This window comes from Mesorhizobium sp. M1329 (genome assembly GCF_040318035.1).
Lineage (GTDB): Bacteria > Pseudomonadota > Alphaproteobacteria > Rhizobiales > Rhizobiaceae > Mesorhizobium.
The window spans coordinates 26,652-40,288 of the sequence record NZ_JAMYLN010000008.1 but is presented as its reverse complement, the minus strand read 5'-3'; the positions used below and the strand labels follow the sequence as shown (position 1 = coordinate 40,288).

General features: G+C 60.1%; 9 protein-coding genes and 5 pseudogenes. 5 read left to right on the top strand and 9 right to left on the bottom strand.

The window, feature by feature from the left end:
- Positions 1–493: 493 nt before the first annotated feature.
- From NKH21_RS10165 to NKH21_RS10145, 5 genes and pseudogenes are all read right to left on the bottom strand, one after another.
- Entirely contained in the window at positions 494–622 is a 129-nt protein-coding gene (locus NKH21_RS10165) for a hypothetical protein (RefSeq protein ID WP_352864649.1), read from the bottom strand.
- 272 nt (positions 623–894) lie between these two features.
- Positions 895–1,134, bottom strand: a pseudogene (locus NKH21_RS10160) (ATP-binding protein); the annotation flags it as partial.
- A 1-nt stretch (position 1,135) separates the two neighbouring features.
- Positions 1,136–1,636: pseudogene (locus tag NKH21_RS10155) on the bottom strand (helix-turn-helix domain-containing protein); the annotation flags it as partial.
- Positions 1,637–2,116: 480 nt separating this feature from the next.
- Positions 2,117–3,268 (bottom strand): DUF418 domain-containing protein, encoded by a 1,152-nt coding sequence (locus tag NKH21_RS10150; protein WP_352864647.1) that lies wholly within the window; start codon positions 3,266–3,268, stop codon positions 2,117–2,119.
- A gap of 644 nt (positions 3,269–3,912) precedes the next feature.
- Positions 3,913–4,311, bottom strand: a pseudogene (locus tag NKH21_RS10145) (IS110 family transposase); the annotation flags it as partial.
- A gap of 242 nt (positions 4,312–4,553) precedes the next feature.
- On the opposite strand from NKH21_RS10145, the pseudogene NKH21_RS10140 reads away from it, so the two are divergent.
- Positions 4,554–4,670 (top strand): annotated as a pseudogene (locus NKH21_RS10140) (integrase core domain-containing protein); the annotation flags it as partial.
- 23 nt (positions 4,671–4,693) lie between these two features.
- Here the strand turns inward: NKH21_RS10140 and NKH21_RS10135 are convergent.
- From NKH21_RS10135 to NKH21_RS10125, 3 genes are all read right to left on the bottom strand, one after another.
- The gene (locus NKH21_RS10135) at positions 4,694–5,977 is read right to left on the bottom strand and encodes a recombinase zinc beta ribbon domain-containing protein (RefSeq protein ID WP_352864645.1); all 1,284 of its coding nucleotides are present in this window, start codon (positions 5,975–5,977) and stop codon (positions 4,694–4,696) included.
- Positions 5,937–6,584: a recombinase family protein gene (locus NKH21_RS10130; RefSeq protein WP_352864642.1), complete on the bottom strand. Its 648-nt coding sequence runs from the start codon at positions 6,582–6,584 to the stop codon at positions 5,937–5,939. Before NKH21_RS10130 ends, NKH21_RS10135 begins: the two co-directional genes overlap by 41 nt.
- Positions 6,585–6,739: 155 nt before the next feature.
- Positions 6,740–6,937, bottom strand: coding sequence for a hypothetical protein (locus NKH21_RS10125; RefSeq protein ID WP_352864640.1), 198 nt, complete (start codon positions 6,935–6,937; stop codon positions 6,740–6,742).
- A gap of 1,733 nt (positions 6,938–8,670) precedes the next feature.
- Here NKH21_RS10125 and glyA point away from each other — a divergent pair.
- From glyA to NKH21_RS10110, 3 genes and pseudogenes are all read left to right on the top strand, one after another.
- Positions 8,671–10,000: pseudogene (gene glyA / locus NKH21_RS10120) on the top strand (serine hydroxymethyltransferase).
- Between the two features lie 54 nt (positions 10,001–10,054).
- Positions 10,055–11,230 (top strand): methionine adenosyltransferase, encoded by a 1,176-nt coding sequence (metK, locus tag NKH21_RS10115; RefSeq protein ID WP_352864637.1) that lies wholly within the window; start codon positions 10,055–10,057, stop codon positions 11,228–11,230.
- A gap of 124 nt (positions 11,231–11,354) precedes the next feature.
- Positions 11,355–12,332, top strand: coding sequence for an adenosine kinase (locus NKH21_RS10110; RefSeq protein ID WP_352864634.1), 978 nt, complete (start codon positions 11,355–11,357; stop codon positions 12,330–12,332).
- Between the two features lie 32 nt (positions 12,333–12,364).
- Here NKH21_RS10110 and NKH21_RS10105 read toward each other — a convergent pair whose 3' ends face one another.
- Entirely contained in the window at positions 12,365–13,042 is a 678-nt protein-coding gene (locus NKH21_RS10105; protein WP_352864631.1) for a transposase, read from the bottom strand.
- A gap of 288 nt (positions 13,043–13,330) precedes the next feature.
- Here NKH21_RS10105 and NKH21_RS10100 point away from each other — a divergent pair, with 288 nt between their 5' ends.
- Positions 13,331–13,582 (top strand): MFS transporter, encoded by a 252-nt coding sequence (locus tag NKH21_RS10100; RefSeq protein ID WP_352458261.1) that lies wholly within the window; start codon positions 13,331–13,333, stop codon positions 13,580–13,582.
- Positions 13,583–13,637 lie beyond the last annotated feature (55 nt).

Below are 13,637 nucleotides of genomic sequence, written 5' to 3'. Positions count from 1 at the left end.
AGCTGGGTGGCTGGGATATTTCGCAGGGCGTGATCGAAGTAGACCAGCACAATGTCGAGCGGACGCTGGCGCCGGGCGAGGTCATCGAGATCAAACCGGGCCACGGTTTCGGCAAGAAGCACCGCTGGAAGCGCGGCTGATGCGCACCCGTATCAAAGATGAGCTCGCCCTGCTGCTTCGCCACTTTGACGGCGTGGAGCGTGAGGAAGCAAACTGAATTTCAAATGGAGCCACGCCGAACCACACGGGCGGACCGCCGGCGGCGCCGCCCTTCTCCGGCGAGTGGCTGCATTTTTCCTGGTCGGTCGACAATTGGGCCGCGACCGGCGAGGTCGGCAAGGGATCGAACCTGCTCGCATGGTCCGCAGCTTCATGGTGCGGTTTAAGGAGGGAGTATGAAGGCGTTCCTGAAAATTGCAGGCGGCGAGCTGGATGAACTTCTTGCCCATCTCCTCCCGCTAGAGCAGCGCGGTTGGATCCGGGTCCAGCTTCTTCAGCGGCTGGCGTTCGAGACCTGTCCCGCCACCAGCCAGCTCGATTCACTCATTTCGACAACGACCGTCACCCTGCTATTCTGCTCAAACGAGACCAGCGAACGGCTCAAATCGTTAACCTGGGTCATGGGGCACCTCTGTCACTTCTATCGAACTACGATGGTGCCATACCGCCGCCGCTCGCTCCATAGCTTCTCCAGATTCTCAACCACGCCGCCCCGAGGAATGGGAACGCGCCCCGCGCGAGTGGTTCCAGGCCAGGACACAATTCGCCGTCGTCTTCGGCTGGAGGTTCGTCAGCCAATGACGACAACCGGCCTCACGCACAAGATTCCTGACGAGTCAATGCCGCTCGAATTTTCCCCAAAAGTGCCGAAGTAAAATTCCCCAGTTTCGCCGCTCAGGCTGTCGCGGAAGAGTGTCCATTTTTCGGCGGCCGGCCGCGCGGTCGTGATGGTGCGTTGAGCGTCGGCGGCGTGATGGAGGCTTTTGATGGCAGGTGTTCGGGCATGAGCTCGGCGTGCTGGCGGAGCCGATAGCTCGATCCTTCGATCTGGACGACGACCGCATGATGAAGCAGGCGATCGAGAAGTGCGGTTGCGACGACAGGATCGCCGAAGACCTCGCCCCATTCGGCGAAGCAGATCCTGGTGGACGACGAAGCGTGCCCAGATAAGGCGACTGAAGCCAAGCACCATGGAGAATAGCCAGACGATTCTCGGCGTGGTCGGCTCATCGGCAAAGACGACATTGAACTGAGCGAAGTCGACCTGCGCTTGCTCGCCGGGCGGGGTCTCGAAGCGAACCTCGTATCCACGCTCCGCCGCGGCAGGACGGACGTCGCGCAGGAAGTCGGTAACGGCCGTGTAGCCGCCGCCATAGCCGAGGTCCTTCAGTTCGCGGAAAAGCCGGCTGCCGGTGAGCCCAGGATATCGCGTGACCCGTTCGCGAAGATAGGCTGTGAAGGGATCGATCACCGCCTGACGCGGCTTGCGCGGTCCGTAGGCCGGAGCCTCGAGCCCGCGCGCAATGTATTTGCGCACCGTCTTGCGGTCGATCCCGCTCTCCCTGGCGATCGCCGACACCGACAGGCCCTGCCGATGCAAATCCAGTATCATCATCATCTCCCCGATCTTGATCACCGAAATCCCTCTCCCGACCATCAGGAGAAGCATCAACGATCATGCGCCGCCGGTCTCCCGGAGCGCGCTCCGGAAGACCGGCGACAGCGCTATACTGGGGAAGATTCAAACGGCACTTCTGGGAGTATTGACCCGGCATCGATACTGACGGTCCCGCGAGTTCTTCCATCGGACTGCTGGAGCCACCGGATGATGGCTTAATAATAGCGTTGCTTCGAGCGCGCTGAGACGTCACTGCCGGGACGTGAGCAGAGCCATTCCGCTTGTTGGGGTGCACCGCTGGCTCAGCAGAGTGCGTCGTCCACATTTGAAGGCTCCTCCCCTGAAGCTCCGTCATGCGGCGACTGATGTCGACCGCGAAGACGACCCTGGACCGGGAATACGTCTGTCTATCGTCTCCTTCAAAGATGCTTGGCTCTGCCACCGCGCTTATCCCAGCTTTTCAGTAGTGTCGATTCGGAGGCCGGGGCGACGTGGCGCTCAGGGGATGTGACGCGCGAGATCTGCGATTCTACCAATCAGCGCTTCCATCGGTCCCCGCTGGAAGACGCGCAGCCAAAGCACGGCAAAAGTGCTTACAAGCACGATGAAGCCGAAGAGCATGGAGAGGCGCGAGCCTCCTCCATACAAATCTATTCCCACAATGTGCAGGAGATAGGATATTGCCACAATGTGCAGGACATAGGCCGTCAAAGGCATCGAGCCGACCGCGATTATTGGCCGGACCAGCTTTCGCAGATCCGGGAGCGCATCCATAGCGAGCAAGCAAGCCGCCAAGACAATCATTGCGCAACCGGTGCCGCCCAGGATCGAGAGCGTCGTCTCGCTGTGAGGTGAGGCAACCCATAAATACCAACTCGCTGTGCCGCGCCAGGATGAGGGGTAGCCAACGTCCGACCACCAGAAGGCGGATTCCTGCAAAGCGGCGGGTACGCCAGGCAGCAAACGCAGCGCGAGCAAGGATCCCCCATGGCCCAACACAGCCAGCGCGACCCCAGCTAGACCAAGGCGCCAGTGCATTGCTTGCGTACTAAGATCGAGGCGCGCAATGGCCATGCCTGCGATCACGAAAGGAACCCAGGTTATCGCGGGATACTTGCCGCCGACCATGAACTCTAAAACCGGATCGAAGTACGAGCTCTCGAAGGCAAAGATGGACTCATGGTGGAAGTACACTTGCGGGAGAACTAAAGCGGTCGCCGCAGCGAGCAAGCCGAGCTGCTGTGCGCTGAGCCGATAGAGCGGCAAGACCAACAAGAAACAGATTCCGTAGTAGGCCAGGATGACCTGGATCCGCGTATCGAGGTAGGTCAGGATTGGACCAAGCGCGAGTAAAACAAGGCCACGAATTGCGACTCTGGCAATGGCCTGTCTACCGGCTACCCCCGACTTCGGCGCCTTGCGACCGGTAATCAGGAGGATCGAAAAACCGGCCAATACGGCAAACAGGGCGGACGACCGCCCATGGGTTATTTCCATCAAATTCCCGACTAGTCCTCCTTCGAGCGGGTTGGGACCGACATGGGCGGCATACATGCCGAAGACAGCCAGCCCGCGAGCAAGGTCGATGCCGACCAGCCGATCTACGGCCGACCCATCGCTCCCACCCAAAATCGGCGCGCTTTTCGCCATGGTGGTTCCTTTCCTTGGGTTGTGTCGATCGCGGGGACCGCGACAGAGAGCCGGTCGGCTGCTGCCGTCGTCTCACCCTGAAGGGTTCAAAAATCGCGCCAATCTGCCGGATCGAGCCGGCGACAGAAGTTTATGCTTGCTGTTCAGCTCTTTAGCCTGCGGCAAAGAACAGATCGGCTCACCAACCTGGGGCGCGGACCTGACAAACCCGACAAAGGAGTCGCGGGGCCGCCATTCTTGCAGGGATGGCGGACCCGGAGATCCATCGAACCGGGGCGAGAGGCTTAGCGACAGCGGATGATCCGATCAGCACGCCGCGGCAAGGCCGGTGACGGTCGTCCCGGGTGTCAAGGCCAAGGCTTAACCCTGCGATGATCTGTGGTTGTGCGCCTGACCGCCATGTCGCGAGGTCGGCGTGACGCGCGTTTCCCGCTCGCGACCCGGGCAACCGCCGTCAAACTCCCGAACCGTGCCGCCGCGCAGCATAGCGTCGGCCGTGGAATTGCTTCGAAGCTTGCCTCCTCGTCGGTGGTATCATGCTGTTGTTCGTTGTTCTTGAGGTAAGGCTCCGTAGCAGCCGACCCCAGAAATTCGCTCCCGGGCAGCCTCCACCCCAACCAGGCAGCTGGAGAGGCTGCGGGGCGGAGGTTCTTCAGCCGCGAACGCTGGCAAACCAGCTGTGTCCGCCTGGTGACCTGTCTTCGGAGGGCAAGGGTCCCGGCAGAAAGGCCGAGGCGTAGAGCTTCGCAAGGACAGTGGCGTCGATCGTGTCAGTCTTCACCTTCGCGTGCGCGATCATGTGCACCTGCTTGGGATTTGGCGATCACGATCCGATTCACGTAGGGCGACAGCACTTCAGCGACGGCAGCAGCATTGCCTGTCGCCTCGATCACCACATGATCATCGTGGGTGAGTTCCGTCCTGGCGAACTCCTCGAGCTTGTTGCGCAGCATTTGAACGCGGCCGAGCTTGACGATCTCGCCATCAAGCAACGACACGACCTCGGCGGCTAGGCGGTGTATGTCCATGCCGATAATACGCACGGTTCCCTCCATCGTTGGTCACGAACAGGGAGCGAGCGGGCAACACGACAAATACGGATCCGCGCTCGCAGCGCATCCGGGCGAGTCGTAGGGGCGGCCAGATAATGTGCTCGAACTCGCAGTTCATCTGCATACGACGGCCTGCCCACACTTGCGTGCTCCCGGTGCCCCGTGGCCCGGATGCGCCAAGCTTAACGACACATGACCGAACAAACGATGACACCGAGAACAACATGCCGGATAATGGCTTCATCGAGAGCTTCAACGGCCGACTGCGCGATGAACTGCTCAACGAGACGCTGTTTACTTCGCTGGCTCAGGCACGCGTCGCCATCGCCCTGTGGCGCGCCGACTACAATCCTGTTTCATAACACCCATCTGTCTATGTCGTTGAAGTGAATAGGTTTTGCTGATCTGGATGCGATCCCGTGGGGTATTTTGGGTTTTGCCGCGCGCGATGAACGATGCGCTGTGCCGCAGGTTCGCCAAGCGTTGATCGGCTGAAGACCCATGGACCATCCGGCAGAGGATGAACGCCTTCGATCTCGCCCGCCTCGGCGGCGAGCCTGAGGGTCTTCGGTGCAACGCCGAGAAGGCGCGCCGCCTTGTTCAGGTTAAGCCATGGCTCTTTGCCGTCCGCCGCTGGCCGGAAGACAGGGATCTTATGATGCGACCTGTGCGCGGTGACCCGTTCGCGTGTCCATCGATTGCCGTGGCCGGTCACCAGTCCATTGCGGTTGAGGATGCCAGCAATCAGATCATCATTGGCGATGAGCACCAGTTGGCGGACGGCCGCGATGATATCGCCGGACGTGCTGTTGCGCTGTCCACGGCGCCGCTTCGGCAGGCGCAGTTCAGTATGGACGCCGCCAACCCAATGGATCAGAAGAACGATCTCTGACGCTTCGTCATCGATATCGGCGACCACCTCCCGGATGACGGTGCGAACGATGCGCTTCTTGAGCCTTGCATCCGTCGTCGGCGCCGCCCATACAGCCTTGAGATCGGCGGCGAGCGCGGTGACGTGTATTGGCGACAGAAGTGATGGCTCCGATGTCGAGGCATCATGCGCGGCAATCCTGCTCTCGATCTCGCCGACACGCGTAAGCGCCCGGTTCCATCGCAACTCCAGTTCCGCCGCGACCAGCCGGTTCTGCGGATCGATGGCGTCGTATTGCCGGAACGCCCGATCGGCGTTGTAGCGTGCCGCCTCGCGATCGCGCATCAGAGCATCGCGGACCTGATCGCGGCGACTGGCCGCTTGCGCTTCGGCCTCGACGGCCGCGGCTATCGCTGCCGGCTCGACAACCCGCAGAAGAGCTTCCTCGATGGCGTCGTCGACGCGTAGTCCACCGAAGGCGATGCAACGCGGCTCGCCATTGTCAAGCAGACCACGCCAGCAGGAATAGCGCGGAATGTTGTGCTTGGTTCCCGTGTAGCGGACCGTCAGCTTGCGGCCGCAGCGCCGGCAGCGGACAAGGCCGGCGAGCAGAGCGTCGCCATGCTTGGGCGCCCCGTGATGCCGGCTCGTGGGCACGTTGTCGCTCACCATCTTGCGGATCGCTTCCGCCCTTTCCCAGCTGACGTAGCCTTCGTGTGCACCCGGGATCAGCGCCAGCCATTCATCACGCCTTACGGCGGCTGCGCGAACGAATGGCTGTTGCATCATATCCCGACGCAGCACGAGTCTTACCATAGGCATAGGCGCCGCCGTAGATCGGGTTCTCGATCATTCGGTGGATGGTCGCATAGCTTGGCCTGCGCCAGACCACATCGCCATTGTTGCGCTTGGCAGGCAAATCCAGCCCATGTTCGAGGAACCAGAGCAGGGCCTGGCGGGCACTGCCGAGTTCCGCCACCTTGTCAAACACAAGGGTGATGGCCTCCTGCATGCGACGGTCGGGATCCTTCTCCAGCCGGTCGCCGACCTTCACGAAGCCGACCGGGGAAGCGACGACGAGTTCACCGCGCCGGGCCTTCTCATAGCGGGCCGACAAGGAGCGCTGACGCAGAAGATCGAGCTCATACTCGTTGAGACTGCCCTTCAATCCCAGCAGCAGCCGGTCATTGCCCTGGCGCGGTGCGTAGACCGTCTCCTGGTCGATCAGCACGGTATCGACGACGCGGCACATCTCGATGAGCTGCTGCCAGTCGCGGCTGTTGCGGGCGAAGCGCGATACCTCCCGCGCCGCAACCGCCCCAACCTTGCCGAGACAGACTGCTGCGACCATCCGATCGAAGCCCGCCAGCAGCAGAGCGGCCGAGATCGTCATCGACCGTCTCGATGCAAGACCAGCCGAGCGCGACCAGGCGATCGCGCATCGCATACTGCAGGGCGCTGCTCTCACGATTGTGCAGAACCTGATGGGCCGAGGACTGCCGCACATAAAGGATCGCCTTTCGCTCCAGATGGTGGGGCCGGATCTTCTCATGCATCATGGCGTGCCTCCTCCCGTGGAACGGCGCGCTCGCCGTCGACGTGGTCGAGGATCAGGCGCACCATCAGCTTTGTCAGCGTCAGGCGCGTCTCTTCCGGCAGCGCCTGCCATGGTGGCATCTGCGCGGTCTCCGCATCGTGCGGGTTGGAGAACAGATCGAACTGATATGCCGTGGGCTGGCGCGGCATGGACCTCTCCCCGATTCGCGTCGTGAGGATCCGATGCTGCGCCCGAAACCTCCAATTGCGATGGGGTGTGGGAATTGGCCGTCGCGTCCTGCAGCAGTGTCACCAAGACGCCAAGCGTTCTGGGATCGACATGTGGGGCAGCGGCAATGCGCCACGCGGTGCAGACCGCGCGATCAAACATCCAGGCCGGAACCTCCAGCCACCGATCGGAGGCGTGGCCAGAGAGACTGCAGCGGAAAACCTCCCGGTCAGCCTTCTCGATCACCTCATGAACGTGAACACAACGCCCGGCCCAGGGATGCCATGGATAAAGAAACTTGCGTTCCTCGGTCCCGTGGGCGTTCTCTCGTCGTGTTGTACAACACCGCGCGGCCGCATTCCCAAATCGCCTGGCAGACACCGGCCGAGTTCGCCACCACCTTCAATCTGCGACGGTCGCTCGCGCTGTGCTATGCCAAAGGCTCCGCGCCAGCGCCCGTCGCTTCACCCGCCCAGCAGGGCACAACCCACGCCGGAAACGAACTCAAAGATGGATAGAAACTGGGGGCAACGTCAAGATCGCCCGCCTTCGCACCCGCTTCATGCTCGCCAGAACCGCGATGATCTGCTCTTCCGTAAACCGCTTTCTCTTCATCAGTGCGTCCTTCAATCAAGGCCCGGACTCCAATCTCAGATGGAGGTAATTCTCAATCGCAGGTCAAGATCGACGCAACGCTCTATGGCGAGCTAGGTATGATTCTCAACTGGATTAAGCGCCAAACAATTGGAAAAGCTGAAAAAAGAACAGTCCCGGAGCTTTCGGCTCGGGAGTGTCGGTATCAGTGGTTACGGGACTGAATTTGAACCTGTGATCGTCAGGTTAGGAGACTACCACTACTTGACCAGGAAGAAGATCGGATTGAAAGGGAACCTTCCTTGTCATCTTTGCATCACGGTCAGTCTGCTCGAGATTGACCGCTGCAAACCGGGAGCACGAGCGGGCTGGGCAAACGTTGCAATAGATCCTTCAAGGAAATTCATAGACTCTTAGCAACTCCGGTTCGCTGTGAATGGTAGGCTTATTGCAACGTCTGAGGTCAGTGGGGTCCAAACCGTGGCGCCGCTTATTCTCCGACCCGCCGAACTGCGTGCAATTTCGGCTAAAGGCAATGGCAAGAAGAGCGTCCATCTTGTTTGTTCGACACAGCCATATCGGCTCAAAACAGTACCTTCACGGCCAACGACATTGTCCGGTCGTTGGACAACCAACCATATAATTTGGTTCGAAAGCCGCAACATCTGTGGAGAACGCGACATGACCAATTCAGTAGGACGAGTGCCCAGGCTTTCCAAGTGGCTTGGTCCTGACCAATGCTGACACTGGTCAGTCGCATACGGACGGCAGCGCATTTAGATCGCCTTCGAATCCTAGGCCTTTGCGCGCATGCGGACCTAACTGTCTGCCAGCTAGCGGAGATTCTGGCTCTGCGTCGTGAGCACGTTGTCGACACGTCCGGCTGCTGGCCAGAGCCGACTTTCTTTACTGCAACGAAGAACGTCCGTGGTGCTCGTACCATCTCAAAGCAGGAGGTAAGGACGGCGGGCTGGTTCAATTGTTGGTTGATCTCCTGCCCTACGGCGATGGCTATCACAAAAGAGACCTTGAACGGCTCGAAGCGACACAAGACGCGCCGTCGAAGGGGATCGCATGCTTGACGGTGAAATAGATAGTCCAATTGGAGCGCGAAACCACCATGGACAACTCCGCCGACGGCGCCATCGCGCCGCCCGACACTTACGGACGGTCTCGCTTGGCGGCGGTTGATTGCCGCGTTCACGAACTGCTTCTAAGACAGGAGCGGACGACGCTCAAACTGATCGCATCTGAGAACTTTGCCTCCTGGGCCGTGCTGGAAGCGACCGGTTCGATTTTCACGAACAAGTACGCCGAGGGGTACCCCGCTGCGCGCTACTACGCGGGAAACGAGATCGTTGATGAGCTTGAAACCCTCGCCATTGAGCGCTTGAAAACATTATTTGGCAGCGAACACGCCAACGTCCAGCCTTATTCCGGCTCGCCGGCCAATCAGGCTGTCTACCGCGCGCTTTTGAGCCCCGGTGACAAGGTCATGGGCTTGCGCCATCCGAAAGGGGGCCATCTGACTCATGGTTGGGCCATCAATTTTTCCGGGACTGACTATCAACGCGTCCCTTATGGGCTGCACGAAAAGACGCAGCAAATTGATTATGACCGCTTGCGCGAGACAGCCAAGCGGGAACGGCCGCGGCTCATTTGGGTCGGCGGGACTGCTTATCCGCGTGTCTTTGACTACGCGGCAATGGCAGAAATCGCTCTGGAGGCGAACTCCTATCTCGTGGCCGACATCGCGCACATCAGTGGCCTGATTGTCGCTGGAGCGCATCCGAATCCCGTACCCCATTGCGACGTGGTCAGCAGCACCTCCCACAAATCGATCCGCGATCCCCGCGGTGGTTTCTTTTTGTCCAGGAACGAAGATCGCTATCAGGCCCTGTATCATACAAAGAGCAAATACAATCTCGCCAGACGAATAGACCGGGCGGTCTTTCCTCACCTGCAAGGCGGGCCCCACATGAATGCCATCGCTGCGCTAGCAGTTGCCTTGCACGAAGCCGCGAACCCGTCCTTCCGAAGCTACGGCCAACAGACCGTCAAGAATGCCAAGGCTCTTGCACAGGCACTGATCGAGCGAGGTTATGACCTGGTTACCGGGGGGACGGACAATCACATGCTGATCCTTGATCTGCGCGATCGACCACTATCGGGCAAGGCCTATGCCGAGCGGCTAGCAAAGGCAGGCATCATTACGAACTTTAACATGGTGCCTGGCGACCCGCGGGATCCGGCGGTCACAAGCGGAATTCGCCTGGGGGCGCCAGCAGTGACGTCAATGGGCATGCGCGATGTGGAAGCCGTGCAAATTGCTCGCTTCATTGACTCCGTCCTCTGGCGAGCCAGACGACAAAGATCTCCATGCCTCCCTGCGAAGAGACGTTGCCGACTCGTGCGCTGCGTTCGAGGTCCCGGGCATCCCCGACAGGTAAGGTGGGCTAAGCAAGATGCCCCATACAACTCCAACACCCGAAGTGAGGCATTTCATGGCTAGGCAGTTCGTGTTCTCTTCCGAATCGGTTGGCGCGGGACACCCGGATAAGTTGGCCGACAACATCTCGGATGCCATCCTCGATGCCATCCTCCGCACCGATCCCAAGGGGCGCGTCGCCTGTGAAGCGTTGGTAAAATCAGGGATGGTCGTTCTGGCTGGCGAGATTACCAGCGATGCGCAGGTGAATTATAGCCAAGTTGCGCGCGATACGATTCTCGATATTGGATACGACGATGAGGCCGTCGGCTTTGACGGCCGGCGTTGCTCCGTCGTTCATGCACTCACCGAGCAATCGCCCGACATTAGCCAGGGCGTTGACGAAGGACGAGGGCAGGACCTCCAACAGGGAGCGGGAGATCAGGGCCTCATGTTCGGCTACGCATGCCGCGAAACCGATACTCTGATGCCTTTGCCGATCCAGCTCGCTCATCGCTTGACGAAACGACAGGCAGATGTCCGGAAAGCACGACAGCTTGGCTGGTTGCGTCCTGACATGAAATCCCAAGTCTCAGTGCGTTATGAGGGGTTGCGCCCGGTCGCCCTCGATACCATCGTCGTATCGACCCAACATGACGAGCAGGTCTCGCAAGAGACGGTCCGCGAGGGCGTCATTGAGGAAATCATAAAGCCTGTCCTGCCGACCCACCTGAAGACGGAAGGCATCAGAATTCTGGTCAACCCGACGGGGAGGTTCGTAGTCGGCGGGCCGCGCGGCGACTGCGGTCTCACTGGACGCAAGATCATCGTCGATTCCTATGGTGGGATGGGTCGTCACGGCGGCGGCGCCTTTTCGGGCAAGGACCCGTCCAAGGTTGATCGCTCAGCTGCCTATGCGGCCCGGTATGTCGCAAAGAATATCGTCGCTAGCGGACTTGCCGACGTCTGCGAGGTGCAGCTTGCTTACGCAATCGGCGTGGCCAGTCCGGTTTCTGTCATGGTCAACACGTTCGGAACAGCGAGGGTTGAGGAAAGAAGGATCGAGCGCCTCATTCTTGAGTTGTTCGATCTCAGACCGAAGGGCATTATCAAGATGCTTGATCTCTTACGCCCTATATACCGCAAGACCGCGACCTATGGCCATTTCGGCCGTGAAGAGCCTGATTTCACCTGGGAGAAGACAGACAGGGCCGACGAATTGCGTCGCGAGGCAGGACTTGCCGCCCCGTGAGGGCTGACGCCGAACGGATTGGCAATCGGAAAGCCCATTCCCACTGGCCAGACCCGCCCGCGCCCGGCGTGGCAGAAAGCCGGTGGCTTTTGGCGGAGACATGAATTGATGCCGGACATATGACGTGCTTTGTATCGGGAATGCCATCGTCGACATCATCGCCCAGTGCGACGAGGCGTTCCTGGAGACCAACGGCATCATCAAGGGCGCAATGAATTTGATCGACACGAGGCGCGCCGAACTGCTCTACAGCCGCATGGGCCCGGCCATTGAAGCCTCGGGCGGCAGCGCCGGCAACACGGCGGCGGGCGTCGCCTCCTTCGGCGGCCGCGCCGCCTTCTTCGGCAAGGTCTCCAACGACGCGCTCGGCGAAATCTACGCGCATGACATCCATGCCCAGGGCGTCGCCTTCGACACCCGGCCGCTTAACGGCGAACCGCCGACGGCGCGCTCGATGATCTTCGTCACGCCGGACGGCGAGCGCTCGATGAATACCTATCTCGGCGCTTGCGTCGAACTCGGCCCGGAGGACGTCGAGGCCGACAAGGCGTCGGGCGCCGCGGTCACCTATTTCGAAGGCTATCTGTGGGACCCGCCGCGCGCCAAGGAAGCGATCAGGCAGACGGCTAAGCTCGCCCACGCCGCCGGGCGCGAAGTGTCGATGACATTATCGGACTCGTTCTGCGTCGATCGCTACCGCGACGAATTCCTCGATCTGATGCGCTCCGGCACCGTCGATATCGTCTTTGCCAACAGCCACGAGATCAAGTCGCTCTACCAGACCGCGTCATTCGACGAGGCGTTGGCCCAGATCCGCAAGGATTGCAAGATCGCCGCCGTCACCCGCTCGGAAAAGGGCTCGGTGATCGTGCGCGGCGACGAGACCGTGACCATCAATGCCACCAGGATCCGCGAGCTGGTCGACACCACCGGCGCCGGCGACCTCTACGCCGCCGGCTTCCTCTACGGCTACACGCAAGGCCGCAGCCTCAAGGATTGCGGCGATCTCGGCTCGCTGGCAGCCGGGCTGGTCATCCAGCAAATCGGCCCAAGGCCACGGCAAAATCTGCGCCGAGAGGCCGAGCAGGCGGGATTGCTGTAGGTGGCGAGCCAAGAACCAGCTGCCCACCCTCCTTAATCCAGCCCGAGCCTTTTCTTCAGTTCTGCATTCTCCTTGCGGAGACGATCGGCAAGCAGGCTCTTTAGCCGCTTGTTTTCTTCCTCGAGCGCGACGAGATCCTTCAGCCCGTCACTGTCCGCCGCAGGCGCCGCCGACTTCTTCCAAAGATAATATGTCTGTTCCGAGATGCCGGCTTGCTTCACCGCGCTCTTGAGAGTAGCGCCGCCGCCGATCGAGGTTTCGATCTGCGCCAGCTTCTGGGCACGATCCTTCGCGGAGTAGCTCTTTCGGCCTGTTCGCGCTGACGGCGGTGCTTCAGTGGTCGCGGATATCGGCTTGGCGCCGTTCTTGCGGGCAGGCGCGCTCGCCTCAGCTTCTGGCTTCCTCGACCGCCGGGCTCTCGTCTTCGGTTTTGGCGTTTCCGCTTTGTCTGCTGGTTCGCTATAAACTACTGCTGACTCAGTTTTCAGGGGATTGGCCATGAAATGCTCCACTCGCGGTTTGTGCAAAGGTTCAGCATCAAGGGCCACTACAGTAGAGTCAACAAGCTGACGATTTAACGGCTCGACTTCCTTTGTTGTCTCGGCCATCGCCGCGGCGATGTCGAAATTGCCCCAGATGGAACGTGCGGATTTTTGATAATTGCGCTTTTGTTTGATTTCCACGGTGAATGGTCGCGTCTGCCGCCTCATAGTTCCTTCCTGAATAGGAGAATGAAGTCGCCGCTCGAATTTTTTGGCGCTTCCTGCTTAGCGCGGAGCATTATCGTATAGCCGCTCAACGGGCAAGTGATGCCGGTCTTCGATGGCTGACCATCTGGGGAGATTTGAGCGGCTTCGCACGTCCTGCGCATCCCTGTAAGGCCGCCAAGTTTTCTGGGTTAGCAGGCGCGCACTGTGGCAGCTTGGCTTGTACGGCGAGGCCATGGTTGAGTGAGGCGAAACAAATCCAGCCCCGCGTCAATCCCGAGGCTTCCCACAATGGCGAAGAGAACATCTTCACTCGTTCCTTTTGAGCACAAGACCTTCCGTTCGCTATGGTCGGCTGCACTCATTTCGAACCTTGGCACCCTAGTGGAAGGTGCGGCGGCAGCTTGGCTGATGACGAGCATCGCAGCAGTAATTTTTGATCGCCCATTCGTGCTGTGTACCAGCCCTGTGTCTTGTGCAAGTGGTCACGAACGGCTGCCGGAGCCTCGAAGACGCCCTAAAAACACATGCTGCGATTTTTGAACACGCTTGACGTGTTAGATTAATTCATCCACGATGCGTGTGTTGAACACGCGAG